The organism is Pseudomonas sp. NPDC098740, assembly GCF_044760065.1.
GTDB classification, from domain to species: Bacteria; Pseudomonadota; Gammaproteobacteria; order Pseudomonadales; family Pseudomonadaceae; genus Aquipseudomonas; species Aquipseudomonas rossensis.
Genome location: NZ_JBIWAM010000016.1, coordinates 42,658 through 65,010 on the forward strand (window position 1 = coordinate 42,658; position 22,353 = coordinate 65,010).

19 protein-coding genes are annotated in these 22,353 nt (G+C 61.3%); 15 read left to right on the forward strand and 4 right to left on the reverse strand.

Going from position 1 to position 22,353, the window contains the following annotated elements:
• Positions 1-37: 37 nt before the first annotated feature.
• From ACIQU2_RS19830 to ACIQU2_RS19875, 10 genes are all read left to right on the forward strand, one after another.
• Complete coding sequence (locus ACIQU2_RS19830) at positions 38-700, forward strand: riboflavin synthase (protein ID WP_347805389.1); 663 nt, start codon at positions 38-40, stop codon at positions 698-700.
• Positions 701-730: 30 nt separating this feature from the next.
• The gene (gene ribBA, locus ACIQU2_RS19835; protein ID WP_033059428.1) at positions 731-1,822 is read left to right on the forward strand and encodes a bifunctional 3,4-dihydroxy-2-butanone-4-phosphate synthase/GTP cyclohydrolase II; all 1,092 of its coding nucleotides are present in this window, start codon (positions 731-733) and stop codon (positions 1,820-1,822) included.
• 91 nt (positions 1,823-1,913) lie between these two features.
• Positions 1,914-2,390: a 6,7-dimethyl-8-ribityllumazine synthase gene (gene ribE, locus ACIQU2_RS19840; RefSeq protein WP_003185938.1), complete on the forward strand. Its 477-nt coding sequence runs from the start codon at positions 1,914-1,916 to the stop codon at positions 2,388-2,390.
• The gene (gene nusB / locus ACIQU2_RS19845) at positions 2,387-2,887 is read left to right on the forward strand and encodes a transcription antitermination factor NusB (protein WP_008153530.1); all 501 of its coding nucleotides are present in this window, start codon (positions 2,387-2,389) and stop codon (positions 2,885-2,887) included. The genes ribE and nusB overlap by 4 nt, the downstream gene beginning before the upstream one ends.
• An 18-nt stretch (positions 2,888-2,905) precedes the next feature.
• Complete coding sequence (thiL, locus tag ACIQU2_RS19850; RefSeq protein ID WP_403143487.1) at positions 2,906-3,871, forward strand: thiamine-phosphate kinase; 966 nt, start codon at positions 2,906-2,908, stop codon at positions 3,869-3,871.
• Positions 3,868-4,371 (forward strand): phosphatidylglycerophosphatase A, encoded by a 504-nt coding sequence (locus tag ACIQU2_RS19855; protein ID WP_008153532.1) that lies wholly within the window; start codon positions 3,868-3,870, stop codon positions 4,369-4,371. Before thiL ends, ACIQU2_RS19855 begins: the two co-directional genes overlap by 4 nt.
• 22 nt (positions 4,372-4,393) lie before the next feature.
• The gene (locus ACIQU2_RS19860) at positions 4,394-5,131 is read left to right on the forward strand and encodes a substrate-binding periplasmic protein (protein ID WP_403143489.1); all 738 of its coding nucleotides are present in this window, start codon (positions 4,394-4,396) and stop codon (positions 5,129-5,131) included.
• A gap of 239 nt (positions 5,132-5,370) precedes the next feature.
• Positions 5,371-5,988: a GTP cyclohydrolase II gene (gene ribA, locus ACIQU2_RS19865; protein WP_033059420.1), complete on the forward strand. Its 618-nt coding sequence runs from the start codon at positions 5,371-5,373 to the stop codon at positions 5,986-5,988.
• A complete protein-coding gene (locus ACIQU2_RS19870) occupies positions 5,985-6,404 on the forward strand; it encodes an MFS transporter (protein WP_095131408.1) in 420 nt (139 codons plus the stop codon). Before ribA ends, ACIQU2_RS19870 begins: the two co-directional genes overlap by 4 nt.
• Complete coding sequence (locus tag ACIQU2_RS19875; protein ID WP_403143492.1) at positions 6,404-7,204, forward strand: cobalamin-binding protein; 801 nt, start codon at positions 6,404-6,406, stop codon at positions 7,202-7,204. Before ACIQU2_RS19870 ends, ACIQU2_RS19875 begins: the two co-directional genes overlap by 1 nt.
• 120 nt (positions 7,205-7,324) lie before the next feature.
• Here the strand turns inward: ACIQU2_RS19875 and ACIQU2_RS19880 are convergent, their stop codons facing one another.
• The 4 genes from ACIQU2_RS19880 to ACIQU2_RS19895 all read right to left on the reverse strand — a co-directional run bounded on the left by ACIQU2_RS19880 (position 7,325) and on the right by ACIQU2_RS19895 (position 12,479).
• Entirely contained in the window at positions 7,325-9,208 is a 1,884-nt protein-coding gene (locus ACIQU2_RS19880) for a TonB-dependent receptor domain-containing protein (RefSeq protein ID WP_403143494.1), read from the reverse strand.
• Positions 9,209-9,362: 154 nt separating this feature from the next.
• Entirely contained in the window at positions 9,363-11,261 is a 1,899-nt protein-coding gene (gene dxs / locus ACIQU2_RS19885; RefSeq protein ID WP_403143496.1) for a 1-deoxy-D-xylulose-5-phosphate synthase, read from the reverse strand.
• 91 nt (positions 11,262-11,352) lie between these two features.
• The gene (ispA, locus tag ACIQU2_RS19890) at positions 11,353-12,240 is read right to left on the reverse strand and encodes a (2E,6E)-farnesyl diphosphate synthase (RefSeq protein ID WP_347805383.1); all 888 of its coding nucleotides are present in this window, start codon (positions 12,238-12,240) and stop codon (positions 11,353-11,355) included.
• On the reverse strand, positions 12,237-12,479 hold the full coding sequence (locus tag ACIQU2_RS19895; protein ID WP_056743654.1) for an exodeoxyribonuclease VII small subunit: 243 nt from the start codon (positions 12,477-12,479) through the stop codon (positions 12,237-12,239). Before ACIQU2_RS19895 ends, ispA begins: the two co-directional genes overlap by 4 nt.
• 504 nt (positions 12,480-12,983) lie before the next feature.
• On the opposite strand from ACIQU2_RS19895, the gene ACIQU2_RS19900 reads away from it, so the two are divergent.
• Genes ACIQU2_RS19900 through ACIQU2_RS19920 form a run of 5 tightly spaced genes read left to right on the forward strand, consistent with a single transcriptional unit; the run spans position 12,984 to position 22,351 of the window.
• A complete protein-coding gene (locus ACIQU2_RS19900; protein WP_403143499.1) occupies positions 12,984-13,775 on the forward strand; it encodes a YfaP family protein in 792 nt (263 codons plus the stop codon).
• 36 nt (positions 13,776-13,811) lie between these two features.
• Entirely contained in the window at positions 13,812-15,524 is a 1,713-nt protein-coding gene (locus ACIQU2_RS19905) for a DUF2138 domain-containing protein (RefSeq protein WP_403143501.1), read from the forward strand.
• Positions 15,509-16,159, forward strand: a complete 651-nt coding sequence (locus ACIQU2_RS19910; protein ID WP_403143502.1) for a DUF1175 domain-containing protein — start codon at positions 15,509-15,511, stop codon at positions 16,157-16,159. Before ACIQU2_RS19905 ends, ACIQU2_RS19910 begins: the two co-directional genes overlap by 16 nt.
• Entirely contained in the window at positions 16,156-20,730 is a 4,575-nt protein-coding gene (locus ACIQU2_RS19915; RefSeq protein ID WP_403143561.1) for an alpha-2-macroglobulin family protein, read from the forward strand. Before ACIQU2_RS19910 ends, ACIQU2_RS19915 begins: the two co-directional genes overlap by 4 nt.
• Before the next feature lies 1 nt (position 20,731).
• A complete protein-coding gene (locus ACIQU2_RS19920) occupies positions 20,732-22,351 on the forward strand; it encodes a DUF2300 domain-containing protein (protein WP_403143504.1) in 1,620 nt (539 codons plus the stop codon).
• Positions 22,352-22,353 lie beyond the last annotated feature (2 nt).

Here is a 22,353-nt window from a genome sequence, read left to right on the forward strand (position 1 = left end):
TGCGCCACGCGACGGCCCTGTTCTCGAGGAGGACTCCATGTTTACCGGCATCATCGAATCCATCGGCAGTATTCGTGCATTGACCCCAAAAGGCGGAGATGTGCGGGTACACGTAGAAACCGGCAAGCTCGATCTGAGCGACGTCAAACTGGGCGACAGCATCGCGGTCAACGGCGTGTGCCTGACTGCGGTTGAGTTACCAGGCAACGGCTTTGCGGCGGACGTCAGTCGCGAAACCCTCGACTGCACCGCCATGAATGATCTGAAAAGCGGCAGCCCGGTGAACCTGGAAAAAGCCCTGACTCCGACCACTCGCCTCGGCGGCCATCTGGTCAGCGGCCATGTCGATGGCGTGGGTGAAGTGGTGGCCCGTACCGAGAATGCTCGCGCTGTGGAGTTCCGCATCCGCGCTCCCAAAGAGCTGGCCAAGTACATCGCCCATAAAGGCTCGATCACCGTCGACGGCACCAGCCTGACCGTGAACGCGGTCGATGGCGCCGAGTTCTTGCTGACGATCATTCCGCACACCCTGAGCGAAACCATCATGGCGTCTTACCAGCCAGGTCGCCGGGTGAACCTCGAAGTCGACTTGCTTGCCCGTTATCTGGAGCGCCTGCTGTTAGGCGATAAAGCCGCAGAGCCAACGTCCAGTAACATCACTGAAAGCTTTCTGGCCGAGAACGGCTACCTCAATTCCTGAAACTCAATTTTGAAAGAAGGGGGGTGCCTTGTGGCGCTCAATAGCATCGAAGAACTGGTTGAAGACATCCGCCAAGGCAAGATGGTCATCCTCATGGATGACGAAGACCGCGAGAATGAAGGCGACCTGATCATGGCCGCCGAGTGCTGCCAGCCTGAACACATCAACTTCATGGCCAAGCACGCCCGTGGCCTGATCTGCATGCCGATGAGCCGTGAGCGTTGCGAACTGCTGAAGCTGCCTCTGATGGCGCCGCGCAACGGTTCCGGCTTCGGCACCAAGTTCACCGTGTCCATCGAAGCAGCCACCGGCGTGACCACCGGCATTTCCGCCGCCGACCGTGCGCGCACCGTGCAAGCGGCTGCCGCGAAGGACGCCAAGGCTGAAGACATCGTCAGCCCCGGCCACATCTTCCCGCTGATGGCCCAGGCCGGCGGCACCCTCGCTCGCGCCGGCCACACCGAAGCGGCGTGCGACCTGGCGCGCATGGCCGGTTTCGAACCGAGCGGCGTGATCTGCGAAGTGATGAACGACGACGGCACCATGTCCCGCCGCGCGGAACTGGAAGCGTTTGCTGCCGAACACAACATCAAGATCGGCACCATCGCCGACCTGATTCACTACCGGATGATCCACGAACGTACCGTTCAGCGGATTGCCGAGCAGCCACTGGACAGCGAACTGGGCCAATTCAACCTGGTGACCTATCGTGATTCCGTGGAAGGCGACGTGCACATGGCCCTGACCCTGGGCACCGTGTGCGCCGAAGAACCGACCCTGGTTCGGGTGCACAACATGGACCCGCTGCGCGACCTGTTGATGGTCAAACAGCCTGGCCGCTGGAGCCTGCGCGCCGCGATGGCTGCGGTTGCCGAGGCTGGCAGTGGCGTGGTGCTGTTGCTCGGCCACCCGCTCGATGGCGACGTGTTGCTGGCGCATATCCGCGAAACCGCGGAGCACGTTCCGGCGAAAAAACCGACCACCTACAGCATCGTTGGTGCCGGTTCGCAGATCCTTCGGGACCTGGGCGTACGCAAAATGCGCCTGATGAGTGCGCCAATGAAATTTAATGCGATATCCGGTTTCGATCTGGAAGTTGTAGAATACGTGCCCTCCGAATAATGACCGGTTGTTTCCAGTCCTTGATTCGCGGTTAACACATCACTGAGGGACGCGTAGAAAACGCGTCCCGGCTCTTTAAGAGATCTAACGAATGACCCTGAAGACCATCGAAGGTACCTTCATCGCCCCTAAAGGCCGCTACGCTTTGGTAGTAGGCCGTTTCAACAGCTTCGTCGTTGAAAGCCTGGTCAGCGGTGCAGTTGATGCCCTGGTTCGCCACGGCGTGAGCGAAAGCGACATCACCATCATCCGCGCACCTGGCGCCTTCGAAATCCCGCTGGTTGCGCAGAAAGTCGCTCAGAAGGGCGAATACGCGGCAATCATCGCCCTGGGCGCGGTCATTCGTGGCGGTACTCCGCACTTCGAATACGTGGCTGGCGAATGCACCAAGGGCCTGGCCCAGGTGTCCATGGAGTTCGGCGTTCCAGTCGCATTTGGCGTGCTGACCGTTGATTCCATCGAGCAAGCCATCGAACGTTCCGGCACCAAGGCCGGTAACAAAGGTGCTGAAGCTGCCCTGTCCGCTCTGGAAATGGTCAGCCTCCTGGCGCAGTTGGAGGCCAAGTGATTAGCGACGAAAGCGATCGTTTCAACCCGCGCGATCCAAAGCCTGCGGATGCCGGCAAGCCATCGAAAAGCGTCAAGCGTCGCGAAGCCCGTCAGCTCGCGACTCAGGCGCTGTACCAGTGGCACATGGCCAAGCAATCTTTGAACGAGATCGAAGCGCAGTTCCGGGTCGATAACGATTTCAGCGATGTCGATGCCGCTTACTTTCACGACATCCTGCACGGCGTTCCGGCTCACAAGCCTGAGATCGACGCTGCACTGACGCCGTGCCTGGACATCACGATCGAAGAGCTGGACCCGGTTGAACTGGCCGTTCTGCGCCTGTCGACCTGGGAACTGCTCAAGCGCGTCGACGTGCCGTACCGCGTTGTGATCAACGAAGGTATCGAGCTGGCGAAAGTCTTCGGTTCCACCGACGGCCACAAGTTCGTCAACGGTGTACTCGACAAGCTGGCCCCGCGTCTGCGTGAAGCTGAAGTGAAGGCGTTCAAGCGCTAATCCGCGCTTGGAGATGCCATGGGCGAGTTTGAGCTGATCCGCAATTTCTTCGCCGCCGCGCCTTGTGCGCAGGGCGGCGAAGGCGTTGCCCTTGGGATCGGCGATGACTGCGCCTTGCTGGCTGTTCCCCCTGGGGAGCAGTTGGCAATTTCCACCGACACATTGGTTGCCGGTGTGCATTTCGCAGATCCTTGCGACCCGTTTCTGCTCGGTCAGCGCTCGCTGGCCGTGGCCGTCAGCGATCTGGCTGCCATGGGCGCCACTCCGGTTGCCTTTACCCTTGCCCTGACTTTGCCGACGGTGACCGCCGATTGGCTGGATGCCTACGCCCGTGGTTTGAACCTCATGGCGCAAAGCTGTGGCGTGGCGCTGGTGGGCGGTGATACCACCCGTGGGCCATTGAGCCTGACGATGACCGTGTTCGGTCGTGTGCCGGCCGGTCAGGCGTTGACCCGCAGTGGTGCGCAGCCTGGCGACTTGCTGTGCGTTGGCGGTGAGCTTGGTAACGCGGCGGGAGCATTGCCGCTGGTGCTCGGCCAGCGGGAGGCTGAAGCCGCCATCGCCGATCCGCTGCTGGCACATTACTGGTCGCCGCAGCCGCAACTCGCGTTGGGCCAGGCGCTGCGCGGTAAAGCCACCTCGGCGCTGGACATCTCCGACGGACTGCTCGCGGACTGCGGGCACATCGCGCTCGCGTCGAAAGTCGGTATTCAGGTTGAACGGGACACGCTGCCATTGTCGAACGCTTTAGTGGCCTTCCTCGGACAATCGGGTGCAGAAGTCGCGGCCCTGAGCGGCGGTGATGATTATGTGCTGGCCTTTACCTTGCCGTCCGTCGAGTTGCCGCAATTGTTGAGCGACGGCTGGCCGATCCATGTGGTCGGGCGTGTTGTGGCGGGGCAGGGCGTGATGCTGCTGGACGCCGACGGTCAAGACATCACCCCGCAAACCCGGGGTTATCAACATTTTCGGGAGACACCGTGACAGATCATCCCAAACAGGTCCCGGCGGAATTCGTACCGCCGTCGGTCTGGCGCAATCCGTGGCATTTCCTGGCGTTCGGCTTTGGCTCGGGCACCTTGCCAAAAGCACCGGGCACCTGGGGTTCGTTAGTTGCGCTACCCTTTATCCCGTTGTGGCAGATGCTGCCCGACTGGGGCTACTGGCTGATGCTCGGCATCACCATGCTGTTTGGCTTCTGGCTGTGCGGGAAGGTCGCCGACGATTTGCGGGTGCACGACCATGAAGGCATCGTCTGGGATGAAATGGTCGGGATGTGGATCACCCTGTGGTTGGTGCCGGAAGGTTGGTACTGGTTGCTGGCGGGGTTTTTGATGTTCCGCTTCTTCGACATCCTCAAACCGTGGCCGATTCGCTGGATCGACCGGCATGTGCACGGCGGCGTCGGGATCATGCTCGATGACGTATTGGCCGGAGTGTTTGCGTGGCTGGGGATGCAGGGATTGGTTTGGTTTTTCGCCTGAGTGGCGAAACAGGGGACTAGGGATGGCTCGACGCTGGTTGATGGCGATGGTCTTTGCGGTGTTCAGCTCGCTCGTTCAGGCGGGCGATGCAGTGACGACGCCGTCAGTGATTCATCTGGCCAGCGAAGACTGGGAAGACTACACCGCCGCCGATGGCCACGGTCTGGGCTGGGACGTGTTGCGGGAAGTCTTCGAGCCGGCGGGGGTCAAACTGGACATCCGCAGCGAACCCTACGTGCGTTCCATGGGCCTGGCCCAGCGCGGCGAAGTGGATGCCTGTGTCGGCTCCTATCTTGATGAGTCCAGCGATCTGCTCTATCCGCGCTGGAACTTCGATACCGATCACATCTATGCCCTAGGGCTGGCCAGCAACCCCGCGCCGACCCCGGAAACCCTGGGCAACTATCGACTGGCCTGGGTCCGCGGCTACGACTACCAGGATTACCTGCCCAACGTGCGCCGCTATAACGAAGTCATGCGGCGTACCGGGATTTTGTCGATGTTGACCCGCAACCGCGCCGACTTTTACATCGACGCGCTGACCGAGGTCGACTATGTCCTCAGGTGGGCCAAGGATCCGTCGCAGTTCCGTCGCACCCACATCGCGGAGTTGCCGCTGTATCTGTGCTTTGCCAAGACCCCCAAGGCCCGGACACTGATGGCGCTGTTCGATCAACGCATGGAGCAACTGGTGAAAAACGGCCAGCTGAAACCGATCTTCGAGCGCTGGAAACAACCCTATCCATTCGATTCAAACTGAACACGGTCAATGTAGGAGCTGCCGAAGGCTGCGATCTTTTGATCTTTGTGCCTTCAAAGGCATTGCACATCATGATCAAAAGATCGCAGCCTTCGGCAGCTCCTACATTGATCGCAGGGGACCTGAGATCTAACTTTTTGATCGTTATGCCCCATAATTCAGCCTAAGCGTCTGTCGGAACGTGCTGTTACAATGCCGCCTCTGCGAATCTCCAGTACTTATTGATCAGGAGCACACCGGTGCCTGTCGTTTTTGTCGCCGCTTCCAAGCTGCCAACGCCTTTTGCGCAATTCACCATGCACGGCTTTCTCGATGAAGAAAACGGGCGCGAGCACGTTGTGCTGAGCCTGGGTGAGTTCGTCGACGGTGCCCCGGTACTCGGCCGGTTGCACTCCGAATGCCTGACCGGCGATGCCTTGTTCAGCCAGCGTTGCGACTGCGGTTCGCAACTCGAGGCCGCCTTGCAGGCCATCGCCCGTGAAGGCCGGGGCGTGTTGCTGTACTTGCGTCAAGAGGGCCGTGGCATTGGCCTGCTGAACAAGATCCGCGCCTATGAATTGCAGGATGGCGGCGCCGATACTGTTGAAGCCAACGAGCGTCTGGGCTTTGCCGCCGACCAGCGTGACTACGCCATGTGCCTGCCGATGCTGGAGCACTTGGGCGTGAAATCCCTGCGTTTGATGACCAATAACCCACGCAAGGTCAAAGCCTTGACCGACATGGGCATCGTGGTCGCCGAGCGCGTGCCGCTGCACACCGGCCACAATCCGCACAACAAACTCTACCTGGCCACCAAGGCCAGCAAGCTCGACCACATGATGGGCAACGAGCACCAGGGTGAGGCAGACCGGGCGTGACCCGCGGTCAGGTTCGGCGGCGACTGTCCGTCAATTGGTGGCAATACCTGGCGCTGGCCTTGGTGCCGCTGTTCGTGATCAACGGCGTATTTGGCCAGAGCGAGGCGATCCTGCCGGTGCTGGCGATGCCGTTGTTCATCGCCGGTGTGGCATCGATGTTTGTCAGCCTGAAATTCTTCGGCGGCTACAAACACGCGTTGATCGCCACTCAAAAAGCCCTCGATACCCCTGAAGAACCTGCTGCCTGGATCGCCTTGGCGGCCAAGCGTCGCACGGCGTTCCTGGCTGCCGGCCTGCCGGCCTGGATCGGCGCGTTGGCAGTATTCGTCGGCCTCGAAGCCGTGCCGTTGATGCTGCTGTCGCTGTCGACCCTGGTGCTGTTTTACCTCTACCGTATTCCGCGTCAACTCGGCTGATGCGACCCGTCTGGCTGGCGGTTTTGCTGCTGGCTGTCAGTGGCTCGGCGGCTGCGGTCGAACGCGTTGTCAGCCTCGCGCCGTCCCTCTCTGAAATCGTTGTTGAGCTGGATTCAGCCGACCTGTTGGTGGGCGTGCTGGATGCCGGAGAGCGTCCTGCCGAACTCAAAGACCTTCCTTCCGTTGGCCGGTACGGCCAACTGGACATGGAACAGTTGCTCAGTCTCAAGCCCGATCTGCTGTTGCTCTGGCCCGGCAGCGTCGGCCCGGCTCAGCGTGAACAGCTAAAGCGGTTGAACATCCCGACCTACGTTGCCGAACCCCACAACCTCGAACAACTCACTTCGCAGATTGAGGCGATTGCCTCACAGCTCGGCCGTTCGGAGCGTGGCGCTTCATTGGCTGTAAATTTGCGTCAGCGGCTGAATTCGTTGCGCCAGCGGTATCGCCGGGATGTGCCATTGCGGGTGTTTTATCAGGTCTGGGATCGGCCGTTGTACACCGTTGGTGGCGGGCAGATCATCAGCGATGCGCTTGAAGTGTGCGGGGCGCGCAATGTGTTTGCCGACCTGACCCTGCCGGCGCCCCAGGTCAGTATTGAGGCGGTATTACAGCGTAATCCAGACGTGATTCTGGCCAGCGATCAGGCGCAGCTCGATGCGTGGAAAGCCTGGCCGCAAGTCGCAGCGGTGACTCGGGGGCAATTGCTGTTGGTGACGGATAAGGGGCTGGAACGGCCGAGTGGGCAGATGATCGAAGCGACGGCCAAGTTGTGCCAAGTGATTGCGCCCGACCGCTGAGACCGAGGTGTCTGCATCGCGAGCAAGCTCGCTCCCACAGGGGTTTTGTATCGTTCACAAATCCAGTGTGGGAGCGAGCTTGCTCGCGATGAGGCCAGCCCAAACACCGCTGGTTTCAGATCAGAGCTCCGGCGTCCAGGTCACCCCAAACATCCACGCCCGACCTTCCTCGCGATACCCATACTGGCTGCCGTCATGGCTGTACAGCGCGCGGCTGTAACCCTTGCCCAGCAAGTTATCGACCTTCAGCTCAAGCTTGATCTCACGATTCAATTCCCAGCTGCTGCGCAACCCCAGCAGCGCATACCCGCCCAACGGCTGCTGATTGTTCTCATCGTCGTAGCTGCTGCTCACGGCCTGCCAACTGGCGCCGAGCCCTAGCCGGTCGAACTGCCGATCCAGATCCAGGCTCAAGGTCCGCCGCGCGCGCCGAGCCAGGGTGTGTCCGCTGTCGCGGTCCCGCGGGTCGATGATCGCCACGCCGAGGTTGCTCTGCCAGCCGAACAGTTCCTGTTTCAAAGCCGCTTCGAATCCGTTGATCCGTGCCGAGGCCACGTTCTGCGGCCGTGAGTTGCTACCGAAAATAATCGCGTCTTCCAGGTCCGTACGGTACAGAGAAGCTTCCAGGCGAGCGGTGTCGGTCAGTTGACTGCGCCATTGCAGCTCATAGCTTTTCGAGGTCTCGGGTTTCAGGTCCGGATTACTGAAGTCGGGGTAATACAGATCATTGAACGTCGGCGCGCGGAAGCCTTCGCTGTAGGTCAGCAGCACATCGTTGTCCGGATTCAGCGGCAGGGTGAAGGTGCCGCTCCAGCTGTTCTGGCCGCCGAACTGCTGGTTCTGATCGCGGCGCAGGCCCAGTTCGGTGGAGAAGCTATCCGACTGGTAGTGATGCTGAATGAACGCCGCACGGTTCCAGCGGCTGTCCTCGTCGAATGGCGTGCTGCTGTTGATCCGGTCCTCGTACCAGTCGCCGCCGAGGATCAGGCTGTTGCGCTCGTCGAGGGTCAGGTCGTTCTGCCAGTTCACCGAATCACGGTAAGTGTTGAACACGCTGCGTTCGTCACTGAGCTTGTCCAAAGTCTTCTCGCGGTTTTCGCTGTGGCCGAACTCGACGCGGGTTTTCCACAGGTCATTGATACGCGCATCGACGTAACTGCTGACGCTGCTCACCGCGAAGTCGCTGTAGGGCTGTTGCTGGACTGACTCGAACGTGTCCATGTCGAAGCGGCCGAACGGATTGTCGAACTCACTTTTGCCGCGGTTATCCAGCAGGTTGGCGCCGATTTCGATGTCATCGGTGAGGGCGTGACTCAGGCTCAAGCTCACCGATTGGTTGCGGTAGTCGTCATGATCGCCGTCGCTGGGATAGGACTCGCGGGTGCGATTGATTCCGGCGGTTTCATCGAGGCTGGCGCCGAGGTTGAATCGGGTCTGCTCGTCGCCGCCGGACAGCCCGAGGCTGCGTTCCCAGGTCTGGTTGCTGCCAAAGCCCACGTGCAGTCGCGGTTGCAGGCCTTGCTCGCCGCTGCGACGAGTGAAGATCTGGATCACCCCGCCAATCGCATCGCTGCCATAAATCACCGAGCGTGAGCCGCGCAACACTTCCACGCGCTCGACCTGTTCGATGTTGATGTGTTGCAGGTTGCTGTCGCCCGAGGTGGCGTTGCCGATGCGCTGGCCGTCGACCAGCACCAGGCTTTGCGCCGACTTGGTGCCGCGAATGTAAATCCCCGGCAGACTGCCGCGCCCACCGGTTTGCCCGATCTGCACACCCGGCACACGACGCAGCAAGTCAGTGACACTGCCCGGTTGCAGGCGGTCAATGTCTTCGCGGGTGAACACGGTGTTGGCGGCGCTGCTGTCATTGCGTGCTTGGACCTGACGGTTGGCGCTGATCAGCACGTCGGGAAGCTTCAGGGCCTGATCGCGTTCGAAGGTGTTGGCCAGCAGTTGGCCGGCCGGCAGCAGGGTCAGCGTCAGGGCGAAGGGGGAGAGTTTCATGGATGATCCGGGGCGAATTCAGACACGACGCATGCCCCCTGTAGGAGCTGCCGAAGGCTGCGATCTTTTGATTTTGCTTTTTTCAGATTTGAAGCCGCCGAAGGTCAAGATCAAAAGATCGCAGCCTTCGGCAGCTCCTACATGGGGATCGCGTTTAGAGGCTCAGCAGTTGCAGGCGCTCACGAACCGACGCTTCGATCCCGGCCTCATCCAGCCCGCATTCGGCCAGCATTTGCGCAGGCTTGGCGTGCTCGACGTAACTGTCCGGCAAGCCCAGGTGCAGCATCGACTTGAGGATGTTTTCGCGGGCGAGAAACTCGCTGACGGCGCCACCGGCACCGCCCATGATCGCGTTCTCTTCGATGGTCACCAGCAGCTCGTGGCTGCCGGCGATGTCGCGAACCAGTGCTTCATCGAGTGGCTTGACGAAGCGCATGTCGACCACGGTTGCGCCCAGCGTTTCGGCGACTTTCAGCGCCTCGGCCAGTTGCACGCCGAACACCAGCAGGGCGACTTTGCTGCCCTGACGACGAACCACACCCTTGCCGATTTCGATCGGTTCGAGGTCTTTCTCGATCGTCGCGTTCGGGCCAGAGCCGCGCGGATAACGCACCGCCGCCGGGCCGTTGAACAGGTGGCCGGTGGTGAGCATTTTGCGCAGTTCGTTTTCGTCGCTCGGGGTCATCACCAGCATGCCGGGGATGCAGCGCAGGAACGACAGGTCGAAGCTACCCGCGTGAGTCGGGCCGTCCTCGCCCACCAGACCAGCGCGGTCGATGGCGAACAGTACGTCGAGGTTTTGCACTGCGACGTCATGAATCAATTGGTCGTAGCCACGTTGCAGGAACGTCGAATAAATCGCCACCACCGGTTTCGCGCCTTCGCAGGCCATGCCGGCAGCAAGGGTCACTGCGTGTTGTTCGGCAATCGCCACATCGAAATAGCGAAGCGGGAAACGCTCGCTGAAGGCCACCAGGTCGGAGCCTTCTTTCATCGCCGGAGTGATCCCGACGAGACGCGGATCGGACGCGGCCATGTCGCATAGCCATTCACCGAACACACCGGAATACTTCGGTCCGCCAGCTTTCTTCGGCGCGGCGGCCGGAGCGTCAAGTGGTTCGAGCTTGGTGATCGCGTGGTAGCCGATCGGGTCGACTTCCGCCGGGGCGAAGCCTTTGCCTTTCTTGGTGACGACGTGCAGGAACTGCGGGCCTTTCAGATCGCGCATGTTGCGCAGGGTGGCGATCAGGGTCGGCAGGTCGTGGCCATCGATCGGGCCGATGTAGTTCCAGCCCAGCTCTTCAAACAGCGTGCCGGGCACCAGCATGCCTTTTGCGTACTCTTCGGTACGACGGGCGATTTCCCAGGCGCCGGGCAGGCGCGACAGGACCTTTTTGCTGCCTTCACGCATGCTCGCGTAAGTGCGGCTGGAAAGGATCTTCGCCAGATAGTTCGACAGCCCGCCGACGTTGCGCGAGATCGACATGTCATTGTCGTTGAGGATCACCAGCATGTTGGCGTTCACTTCCGGCGCATGGTTCAGCGCCTCGAACGCCATGCCTGCGGTCAGTGCGCCATCGCCGATCACGGCAATCGCCTTGCGATCACTGTTTTGCAGGCGGGCGGCAATGGCCATGCCCAGCGCTGCGCTGATCGACGTGCTGGAGTGACCGACGCCAAAGGTGTCGTACTCGCTCTCGGAACGACGCGGGAAGGCCGCGACGCCGTCCTTCTGGCGCAGGGTGCCCATGCGCTCGCGACGGCCGGTGAGGATTTTGTGCGGATAGGCCTGATGACCCACGTCCCACACCAGCCGGTCGTCCGGGGTGTCGAACACGTAATGCAGCGCGATGGTCAGCTCGATGACGCCCAGGCCGGCACCGAAATGCCCGCCGGTCTGACCGACCGTGTAGAGCAATTCCAGGCGCAACTCATCGGCCAGGGTTTCCAGCTCGGCTTCGCCTAACCGGCGCAGGCCGTCCGGCGTGTTGGCACGGTCGAGCAGGGGCGTGGTCGGGCGCTTGCGGGGAATCTCATGAAACGTCGTGGGCATCAGGCGAATCGTTATAGGTATAAAAGATGCGGCAGTTTACCTGATGCATCGCCCCCTGCCCACGCGTTGGTATTTTTTGGCGGATACGCCGTCAGCTACGCCGATCGACGATATAACGGGCAAGATCGCGCAACGGCTCGGCCGCCGCGTCAAACGGTCGCAGCGCATGCAGGGCTTGATCGCGCAGTTCCAGGGCGTAGGCCTTGGCGGCGTCGAGGCCGAGCAGGGCCGGATAGGTCGGCTTGTCGCGTGCGATGTCGGCGCCTTGGCGTTTGCCGAGGGTTTCGGTATCGCTTTCGACGTCGAGAATGTCGTCCTGCACCTGGAACGCCAGGCCAATGGCCTGTGCATAAGTCTGCAAGGACTTGAGTTCGTCTTTCTCGGCGCGACCACTGGCCAGGGCGCCGAGTTTGACGCTGACCTCGATCAGCGCGCCGGTCTTGTGCCGGTGCATGTATTCGAGGGCTTTTTGATCGAGTTTCAGACCGACCGAACCGAGGTCAATGGCTTGACCGCCGACCATACCGGCCGGGCCTGCGGCCAACGCGAGAGCGCTGACCATTTGCAGGCGGATTTCAGCGTCCGAGGTGCTCAGGCGAGGGTCGAGCAGGGCGCTGAAGGCCAGACTCTGCAAACCGTCACCGGCCAGAATCGCGCAAGCTTCATCAAATTTTTTGTGAGTGGTCGGCTGGCCGCGACGCAGATCGTCGTCGTCCATCGCCGGCAAATCGTCGTGCACCAGGGAGTAAGCGTGGATCAGCTCCACCGCACAGGCCGCGCCGTTGGCCTGCTCAGCCTTGCCACCCAGTGCTTCGCACGCGGCGTAGGCCAGCAGCGGACGCACACGCTTGCCGCCATTCATCACGCTGTAGCGCATGGCGTCATAGAGGCGGGCGAGCTCAGCGCTCGGCGGGTTGAACAGGGTTTCCAGTGCAGCATTGACGCGGGCTTGGCTGGTCGCCGAATACGCTGCAATCATTCTGGCTGATCCGCTTCGAAGGGTTCCTCGGCCAGCTCGCCATCACGCTCGAGCAGCACTTGAACCTTTTGCTCGGCCTGGGCCAGAGCCGCCTGGCAATCGCGGGTCAGACCGATGCCCTGCTCGAAAGCCGTCAGCGAGTCTTCCAGCGACAATTCGCCGTTCTCCAGACGCTCCACCAGCGTTTGCAGGTCAGCGAGAGATTGTTCGAAATCCAGTGCAGCTTTTTTGCGGGCCATGGCGGCTATTTCCGGTTGACGTTAAACCGGCGCGACACTAGCAGACATGGGGGTTATGGGCAAATGAGCAGGGTGTTTCGGCCACTGGTTTCAGCAGCAACACACTATGTAGCAGCTGGTGAAGCCTGCGTCCGGCTGCGCAGCAGTCGTAAAACCAGAACTCGCGGTACATCAGGCATACCGTGCACGCAGGATTGACGACTGCTACGCAGCCGAACGCAGGCTTCGCCAGCTGCTACAAATCGCATAACGGTTTGACGGAACGGTTTATTCGGCTCATTTGGTGAGCCGAATAACCTCGCTATTCGGCTCACGCCCAGCAATCACCGTGAATCCCACCGCAAATATAGATGTATCCGATTGTTAAAAAACCGCCGAATGGCTAATCTTCGCGCCTTCTACGACCCAACAGTCATGGGTCTTTCTGACGAAACGCAGTTTTTGGATCTGTAACGCGCCGAGGATCGGGCGCAAGGTTTCGTTATGCATGGCAGGAGGCGTCACATGCGTTCATTTCTTCTATTGCTGATGGGGCTCGTCTGCGCGGCCGCGGCCTGGGCCGAGCCTTCGGCCGAGGTGTCGGAACCGGTGGGTGGCTGGCGTTATTCCGGCCTGCTGGACCGCAGTGAAAATCCTCAAGTCGCCTATCCCACGCCACCGATCGATCGCGGTGTGCAGCGCAATCGCACCATGATTCAGGGCCAGCTCAAGGCCATCGGCACTCAGCGAGGGCCGCACACCCTGGCCGTCAACGGCAACCCCCTGAATCTGTACACCGACGACCAGGGGCGCTTCGCCCGGCCGTATGCGTTCGGCGCCGGCTCCAACAGCGTTGAAGTACGCAGCTCCGAAGGCCAATCGCTCAAGCGCGTTCAATTCTACGAAGCCAACAACCTGCGCACCCCGGCGCGGATTCGCGTGGTGTTGGGCTGGGATGACCCGAAGGCCGAGCTCGACCTGCACATCATTACTCCCGACGGCCAGCACGCGTTCTGGGCTCGCCCGGCGATGAGCAACGGCGGCGGTCTGGACCCGGACGGCGTCGATGGCCCCGGCCCGGAAATGTTCACCATGACCGCGCCGATGCATGGCACCTATCTGGTTTACGTGAACTATTGGGGCAACTTCGGCAGTGGCGGCTATAACTTCGATGAGACCAGCAACCAGAACGAGGTGATCACCTCGCAGATCAATCTGGTGCTCAACGAAAACACCGTCGACGAAAAACGCGAGACCTTCATCGTGCCCCTGCGGGCCATCGGTGACCTGCTGCTGGTCAAGACTTTCAACTATTAAGCATCCCGCACCACGGATGAATTGGGCTTTGTGAACATGAGCGATAACACTGTTTCTCCGGCCGCCGAAACGCCTGCAGCCAAAACTCCTCGCCGCTGGCCGGCGCTGCTGGTCGGGCTGATCCTGGTGGCTGGCGTCGCGGCCGGGTTGGGCTGGTTCATGCACAAACCCAAGGCGCCCCCGGCGGAGTTGGCCAGCGACAAACTGGGCATGAGCCGGCCGGACGGTCTGCTCGAAACCCACTCCTTGAGCCAGTTGCCCAAGGACTTGCTGGCGGTGCCGTTCCTCAAGGAAACCCTGACCGAAGATTTCGTCTTCTATTACGAAGCGCACGCCGATCGCCTCGGCTTGATCGGCAGTCTGCGGCGGATCATTTACGAACATGACCTGAAATTGCAGGACAGCCTGATCGAGCAGCTCTTCGATCAACCGGCAGACGTGGCGCTGTGGCGTGGAGCGGATGGTCGCCTGAAAGACTTTTTGTTGGTGATGGATCGCGGTGGACTGGCCAAGGTGCTGGAGCCGCTGGCCAAAGTGGCGCTGGATGATTCGCAGCTAACCAAGCTCGGTGACGTGAAAGTCGGCGCCGACGATGTGGCGCTTTATCAACTCAACTACAACGCCAGCAAAGCCCTGGTGTTCGCCTCCCACGGCGACAAACTGGTGGTGCTGTCCAACCCGACCAAACTCTACGATCCGCAAAGCGGCTCATCGCAAGAGCCAGGCAGCGTTTCGACCAAGGCCATCGCCGCGTTGCTCAACGGCGACAAACTCTTCCCCGAAGCCTTCGGCCTGCAACCGCGCACGCCTGAGGTGAAACAACGCCTGTCGGTCAATTCCAGCGTCCTGGCCATGGGGTATCAGCGTTTCATCCCGAACTTCGCCGGGCTGCGCTTCGACATGGACGACAAGGGCTGGCACAGCTTCCTCGCCATGGACGAACTGGACGACCAGCCGGACTTCGATTTCAAGCCGATCTGGCAAGCCATGCCGATGGGCGCCAGCGCCTGCGTAGCCTTGCCGCTCGCTGCCGAACACCAAAAACCGCTGCTGGTGAAACTCGGTGCCGAAGAGTCGGTGGCCCAGGCTCTGACCGAACACATGGCCGGTGCCGCTGGCCTCTGCTGGTACGCTGATTCGCGGTTGTACACGCCGCTGTTAGTGGCCAGCCTGAACGATGACGACAGCGCCAAACTCGACGTCGACCTGGGCAATCTGTTCGGCTCGATGGTCGGCGCCTACGAAGGCAACGTCGAAGAACACGCGTTCCCGGTGGTCGAGAAACAGGAAGGCCCAACCCACCAATGGCAGCGTCAGGTCAGCTCCAACTTCGGCCCTTACGCAGCCAAGAATGCCGAGAACCCGGACGCGATCACCGGCAAAGCGTTCATGAAAGTCAGCCTCGCGCGCCACGGCTCGACGCTGCTGTTCTCCCTCGACGACAAACTGGTCGACAAGGCCCTCGGCACCCTCGACAAACGCTTCCCGCCGATGGCCGACGTGGTGCCAAAAGACCTGCTGATGCCGGTCTACTTCGGCCCTGATTCCATGGCGCAGCTGATGCAACAGGAAACCCTCGACAGCCTGCCGCAAGACATGGAACCGGTGTTCTACAACGCGGCGCAAACCAACCTGATCCCCAAACTGCGTAAGCTCGGCGGTTACGGCAAGTACGCACTGACGCTTCCGGAAGGCAGCGAACCCGATGGCCACTGGCAATGGCTGCCGCTGGAATGGAAAGCCCTGTGACCGCACTTATCCGAGGCCTTGGCCTGCTGGCGTTGCTGCTGGGCACCCGGGCATTTGCCACTGAGGCGCCGCCACTGGACGTGCAGCAATCCCAGGTGTTCCGCGCCTGGTTCGTGCGCATCGCTCAGGAACAACTGACCCAAGGCCCGAGCCCGCGCTGGTATCAGCAGGATTGCGCCGGCCTGGTCCGTTTCGCCGCCAACGAAGCGCTGAAAGTCCATGACGATAAATGGCTGCGCAGCAATGGCCTGTCCAACCGTTACCTGCCGCCAGAGCTGCAACTGAGCGAGGCGCAACGCGGCCTCGCCCAGCAATGGCAGCAGGGCGGTGGCAAGGTCGGGCCGTACGTCAACGCGATCAAACTGATCCAGTTCAACAGCCATTTGGTCGGCCGCGATCTGGCGCAAGCCCGGCCCGGCGACCTGATGTTTTTCGATCAGGGCGACGACCAGCACCTGATGATCTGGATGGGTCGCTTCATCGCCTATCACACCGGCACCACCACCCCCACTGATAACGGCATGCGCTCCGCGAGCCTGCAGCAACTCATGACATGGAAGGACACCCGATGGATACCCGACGCAGCCAACCCCAACTTCATCGGCGTCTATCGACTGAACTTTCTCTCCCAATGATCGGTGCCCGCATGTTGCGTATCTGTTCAAAACTGCCTCTGTTGCTGGCGCTGCTTCTGCCTCTGTCGGCGGTGAACGCCGAAGACACCGTCGAGCCGAGCGGTTACACGCCGGTGGCCGGTGAAAGCTTTTTCCTGCTGGCCGACAGCAGTTTTGCCAGCGACGAACAGGCGATGGTTCGCCTCGAAGCACCGGGCCGCGATTATCGTCGGTTCCGCATGGAGCCTTACGGCGGCGCCGACATTCGCGTGTACCGCATCGACAAGCCGCTGGATTTCCTCAAGCGCCAGAAGAACCTGCACCGCGTGGTCAGCGACGGCCAGTTCAAGGGCGAAGGCCTGTCGAACACCCTCGCGTACCTGTGGGACAACTGGTACCGCAAATCCCGTCGTGTGATGCAGCGAGCGTTCTCCTACGAATCGCGTAAGCAAGTCACCGAGGAAGTGCCAGAACTGAAGATGGGCACCGCGATGGCCGCGCCAACGCCCTACGATGCTCAGCCGCAATTCGCGCTGATTCCGGGCTTGCCGGTGGTCAGTCAATTCCGTTATCCGCTGTGGCAAGCCAAACCGATCCAGCCGCCCGAGGGCGTGAACCTCGCCGGTTCTTCCAGCGAATTCGTCAGCGTTGCGCCGGGTAACGTTTACATCCCGTTGGGCAACCTGAAGCCGGGTCTGTACCTGGTCGAAGCACTGATTGGGAAATACCGTGCGACCACCATGGTCTTCGTCTCCAACACCGTAGCCGTGAGCAAGATTGCCGGTGATGATTTGCTGGTGTGGGCCGCGCGCAAACACGAAGGCAGTTCGGTGCCGAAGGTGAATGTGCTGTGGACCGATGGCCTCGGCGTGATGAGCAGTGGCGCCACCGATGCCGATGGTTTGCTGCGTCTGAAACACGTCAGCCCGGAGCGTTCGTTCGTGATTGGCGAGGACGAAGAGGGCGGGGTGTTTGTCTCCGAGAACTTCTATTACGACAGCGAAATCTACGACACCAAACTCTATGCCTTCACCGACCGGCCGCTGTACCGGCCGGGGGATTGGGTGTCGCTGAAGATCGTCGGGCGCGAGTTCAAGAACGCCCGCGACTCTGTGCTGCCGACCGCTGCCGACGTCAACGTGACCGTGCTCGATGCCACTGGCACGGCGCTGCAATCGCTGGCGCTGAAACTCGATTCCAAGGCTGGCACTCAAGGCCGCTTTCAGTTGCCGGACAACGCGGTCGCGGGCGGTTATGAGCTGCGTTTCAGCTACAAGGATCAGACCTACAGCAGCGCCTTCCGTGTCGCCGAGTACATCAAGCCGCACTTCGAGATTTCCCTGAACCTGGCCAAGCAGGATTACCGCACCGGCGAACCCGTGAAGGGCAGCCTCGTGCTGCTGTACCCGGACGGCAAACCGGTGGCCAACGCCAAGTTGACCCTGAGCCTGCGGGCCCAACAACTGTCGATGGTCGACAACGAGCTGCAATACCTCGGGCAATTCCCGGTGGAGCTGACCAGCACCGAACTGACCACCGACTCCAAGGGCAACGCGACGCTGGATCTGCCAGCTGCCGAGAAGCCGAGCCGTTACATGCTCACCGTGTTTGCCAGCGACGGCGCGGCGTATCGGGTCAAGACCACCAAGGAAATCCTCATCGACCGCGGCGCGGCGAGTTTCAGCCTGCGCGCGCCTCAGCGCTTTAGCGCGGTGGGCGACAAGGTTGCGTTCAATTATTTGAATGAAGGCGGCAGCGAGCAAAGCAAAGGGGTCACGCCGAGCAGTTATAGCTGGGTGCGCCTGGAAGACCAGACCACCGGCGAGGGCAAACTCGCTGCGAAAGACAAAGGCTTCACCTTGGCCTTCGACCGTCCGGGTACTTACAACCTGACGTTGAAGGATGACCATGGCCGCGTGGTGGGTGCCACCGGTCATTCGGTCACTGGCGACGGCGTCAAAGCCGTGCCGGGCACCGTGGAAGTCGTCCTCGATAAACCCGAGTACAAGGCCGGCGACGAAGCCCTCGCATTGATCACGTTCCCTGAGCCGATCATCGACGCACTGCTGTCGCTGGAGCGCGACAAGGTTGAGGCCACAGCGCTGCTGTCCAAGGGCGGCGACTGGCTGAAGATGGAAAAACTCAGCGAGACCCAATACCGCGCGCGGATTCCGGTGAAGGACAATTTCGCACCTAACCTGACCTTCTCCGTGCTCTACACCAAGGGTGGTCAGTACAGCTTCCAGAACGCCGGCATCAAGGTGATCGCGCCGCAGATCGACGTGGCGATTGCCACCGACAAAGAGTCGTATCAGCCGGGCGATACCGTGTCGGTGGACTTGACCACGCAGTTCGCTGGCAAGCCTGTTCCAGCGCACCTGACGGTCAGCGTGGTGGACGAAATGGTCTACGCGTTGCAACCGGAAGTTGCGCCGACCATCGACCAGTTTTTCTACCACCCGCGCCGCAACAACGTGCGCACCAGCGCCAGTCTGTCGTTCATCAGCTACGACGTGGCATTGCCGGGCAGCCCAGGCGCGCCGGGCAAAGCCAATCGCAGCGAGCGGGGCGTGAAAGTGCTGGAGCGGCCGCGTCGTGAAGACGTCGACACTGCCGCGTGGCAGCCGGAATTGATCACCGACGCCAACGGCAAAACCCGCTTCACCTTCAAGATGCCGGACTCGCTGACCCGCTGGCGCATCACCGCCCGGGCCATCGCCGATGACGGTCAGGTCGGGCAGAAGAAGCAATTCGTACGCTCGGAAAAACCGCTGTACCTGAAGTGGAGCGGACCCACCAAGTTCCGCGCTGGCGACAAACCTGATCTGGGTGTGTTTGCTTTCAGCCAAGCGGAAAAACCGGTCAAGGCTGAGCTGGTAATTCATTTCGGCGGTACCGAACAGAGGGTGCCGGTGACGCTGAATAACGGCATCAACTACATCGCGCTGCCGGCGTTCGCGCTGGCCAGTGGCGAGTGGTCGGCTGAGCTGGTGCAGGACGGTAAAACGGCTGATGCCTTGGCTGTGCGGCTGACCGCGACCGGCGAAGGTTGGCAGGTGACCCAGAGCCAAAGCCTGGACGTGGCCAGCGGTGATACGCCGCTGACTCTGCCGGCAGATGCCACGGATATTCGCCTGCGTCTGGACGACAGTCCGCAAGCGCTGTTCCGCTCGGCGCTCGACGATCTGTTGAGTTATCCGTACGGCGGCGTCGAACAAACGGCCAGTCGTTTGCTGCCGCTGAGCATCGCGTATCCGACCTTGTCGTCGAATCCGCAGATCCGCGATCGCTTGCGCCTGATCATGCAGAACAGCCGTCTGCGGCTGGTGCAAATGGCCGGGCCTTCGGCGAGCTTCACCTGGTGGGGCATGGACGGTGAACCGGATGCGTTCCTCACGGCTTACGCTTACTACGCCGACTGGCACGCCAGCAAAGCGCTGGAGCTGAGCCTGCCGCCGGAGCATTGGCAGCGGGTGCTGGAGGTCTATTCGAAACAGGCCAAAAACACGCCGTTGTTGCAGAGAGCGCTGATCCTGTCGTTCGCCAAACAGATGCAATTACCGGTGAACACTTTGCTCAGCGGTTTGATGGATGATCTGTCGAAAGCGGGCGAGGGCAATGCGGCGAACCTGATGGACGATGGCGAAGACAGCATCGTCATGAGCGATCCAGATTCGGCGCTGGGTGTGGCGGCCGCTCGTGCGCTGACGGCCTCTTTGGCGAAGCAATCGAAGGTGACTCTGCCGGACGCATTCAATCGTCAATTGCCAGACGCGCAGCAACGATTGGCGGTCAGTTCGCAGCCGTTTGCCGAAGCCTTGAACCTGTCGCTGCAAGCCTTTGATCAGGCTCACGCGCAAGCGTTGTTGCAACGTCTGTTGCCACAGCAATCGACCCTGGAACGCGCATTGGCGCTGAGCTGGTTGCAACGCAGCATCGAGCAGGCTTCGCCCACCGTCGCTCTGGCACCGGGTGAGGGCTGGAAGAAAAAGTTCGGTGATACCGGTGAGACTTATTGGACGTGGCAGGGGGCTTCGCCAGTGCCAGCAGTGTTGTCGCTGACAGGTGCGCAAGAGCGTCCGTTGCGAGCGGCTTTGAGCTTCCAGACCAAACAACCGCTGGTTGATCCGATGGCCGTGACCATCACCCGTCGCCTGTCGCGTCTGGTGCCGGGCGACGAAGCCTTCACCTTCAAACTGGAAGCGGTCGGTACCAAGCCGTTGTCCAGCGACAGCCTGTATCTGGACGAAGTGATCATCACCAGCAAAGTCGCCAAACCGCTGCGCTACGGCATGCTCGAAGTGCCGCTGCCACCAGGTGCCGATGTCGAACGCACCACGTGGGGCATCAAGCTCATGGGCAAGGCCGGCACCGAACCGTCCGCTTTGGAGAAGGCGCGTTTCGAGCCGGGGCAAATGGCTTACGCGATTCCGGTGGATGCCTTGAGTGGCGAGTTGCGTCTGCGTCATTTGGTGCGCTTCTCGCAGAAAGGCCAGTTCAACCTGCCGCCGGTGCGTTTCACTCAGGTTTACGCGCCGCAGCATCAGGCTCAGGAACAGAAACCGGCCCTCGGCCAGGTCACGGTCAACTGACATGACCCGACCTCTGGTCTGGTGGCTGCTGTGCTTGATCCCTGCGCTGGCGACAGCGCAGGAGGAGCCGCTGCGGCTGGCTTTTAAAGGTGAGTTGCTGTCGTTGAGCCGGACTCAGGTGATCGCGCGCGAGCCGTTGCCTACTGATGTGCAGACTCCGCTGGGCAGTGTGTGGAAGTTGTTTGTGTACGGCTGGCTGTTGGATACCAATGCCCATGAGCCGGCTTACGAATGTCGGGGTCAGTCGAAAGAGGAGGTTTACTGCTGCACGGCGGGCGGCAAGATTGAGCGCGATCAGGCCTTGGTGCAGTCGTGCGGTTTGTACTTTGAACCGCAGCGGCTGGGCATTGATGGCGCTGACTGGCGCGCGTATTGGCAGGCGCGGCAGGCACCGGAGTGGTTGCTGGACTTGGCTTCGTTGCAGCCTTCCACGCGCGTTTCAGTGACTGAGTTGCTGCGAATGCTGGCTGTGATGCCGGCGCAGGATCAAGCGCGGCGGGTGTTGCTGGATGTGGTGTTGAATGCGGCTGACGGCAATGTCGTGGGCGAACTCGGTGGCCGGTTGCGGGTGAAAACCTGGAGCTGGTTGGGGGATCAGGACCCTTCGTCGCGTCAGGGTGGTTTTGCCGGGTGGACGGTGGATGGCACGCCGGTTTGGGCTGGTGGGCGTGGGACCAGTCAAATGGTCTTGCGTAACTACGGTGGGGCGTTGGCTTCGGTGTTGCCGGTGGATTGGCCTTTGAATGCGGGACGCTGTGTCGAGGTGGGGCTGTTTTCACGCTATCCCATCGGGCGCGTTCTGGCGGGGGATCGTGTTGTTGAGTCCGGGCCCTTGCTGGGCGATTACCGCGTGGAATTCACCAACGGCAACCAACTCGATATCCACAGCGACGGCGAACTGTTTTTGGTGAAAGACAAACTGATCGCCCGTCTGGACCGCGAAGAATACGTCGCCCGCGTCCTCCAGCGCGAAGCCAGACCCGAACCCGCCGAAGCCGCCAAAGCTTTGGCCATCGCCATCCGCACGTACCTGCTGCAAAACGCTACCCGCAACGGCGACTGCCTGAGCATCGACGACAGCAGCAGCCGGCAACGTGTCGCCCCACGTCCAGCCACCGCCGAATCACGCAACATCGCCGCCTGGACCAGCGACCTGGTCCTCGCCGGCAGCACTGTCACCTACCACTCCGACGAGCCCGGCCCGGACAAACTCTCCTGGCAGCAAGCCGTCGAACAAGCCAACGCCGGCCAACGCTACGACGCCATCCTGCTCCACGCCTATCCCCGCGCCAGCCTCAGCCGCTGGGACAATCCAGTCGCTTCCTGCGAAGCGCTCCCCGCCGCGCAAGACTGGCTGCTGAACCAACGCCGAGGCTGGCGTCCTCGGTTGGAAAGCGAGGTTGGCTACAACGAAGTCAGCACCTTCGCCGTCTGCCACCTGGCCTTCGGCCGCCCCTATGTCGACCGCGAACGCCAGCGCCTCTACGTGCGCGGCGTGTTGTCGCTGCAAGACCGCCTCGACCTGACCCACGAATACCTGCACCTGGCCTTCGAAGCACACCCCAACGGCCAGGATGAAACCTACATCGAAGGGCTCGCCCGCCACCTCTTGCTGGAATAGGC

Bases quoted from the DNA above. Each gene is read 5' to 3' on its own strand.
- ACIQU2_RS19830 (WP_347805389.1), top strand. From the start codon at position 38: ATGTTTACCGGCATCATCGAATCCATCGGCAGTATTCGTGCATTGACC.
- ribE (WP_003185938.1), top strand. From the start codon at position 1,914: ATGACCCTGAAGACCATCGAAGGTACCTTCATCGCCCCTAAAGGCCGC.
- thiL (WP_403143487.1), top strand. From the start codon at position 2,906: ATGGGCGAGTTTGAGCTGATCCGCAATTTCTTCGCCGCCGCGCCTTGT.
- ACIQU2_RS19860 (WP_403143489.1), top strand. From the start codon at position 4,394: ATGGCTCGACGCTGGTTGATGGCGATGGTCTTTGCGGTGTTCAGCTCG.
- ACIQU2_RS19875 (WP_403143492.1), top strand. From the start codon at position 6,404: ATGCGACCCGTCTGGCTGGCGGTTTTGCTGCTGGCTGTCAGTGGCTCG.
- ACIQU2_RS19880 (WP_403143494.1), bottom strand. From the start codon at position 9,208: ATGAAACTCTCCCCCTTCGCCCTGACGCTGACCCTGCTGCCGGCCGGC.
- dxs (WP_403143496.1), bottom strand. From the start codon at position 11,261: ATGCCCACGACGTTTCATGAGATTCCCCGCAAGCGCCCGACCACGCCC.
- ispA (WP_347805383.1), bottom strand. From the start codon at position 12,240: ATGATTGCAGCGTATTCGGCGACCAGCCAAGCCCGCGTCAATGCTGCA.
- ACIQU2_RS19895 (WP_056743654.1), bottom strand. From the start codon at position 12,479: ATGGCCCGCAAAAAAGCTGCACTGGATTTCGAACAATCTCTCGCTGAC.
- ACIQU2_RS19900 (WP_403143499.1), top strand. From the start codon at position 12,984: ATGCGTTCATTTCTTCTATTGCTGATGGGGCTCGTCTGCGCGGCCGCG.
- ACIQU2_RS19905 (WP_403143501.1), top strand. From the start codon at position 13,812: ATGAGCGATAACACTGTTTCTCCGGCCGCCGAAACGCCTGCAGCCAAA.
- ACIQU2_RS19910 (WP_403143502.1), top strand. From the start codon at position 15,509: ATGGAAAGCCCTGTGACCGCACTTATCCGAGGCCTTGGCCTGCTGGCG.
- ACIQU2_RS19915 (WP_403143561.1), top strand. From the start codon at position 16,156: ATGATCGGTGCCCGCATGTTGCGTATCTGTTCAAAACTGCCTCTGTTG.
- ACIQU2_RS19920 (WP_403143504.1), top strand. From the start codon at position 20,732: ATGACCCGACCTCTGGTCTGGTGGCTGCTGTGCTTGATCCCTGCGCTG.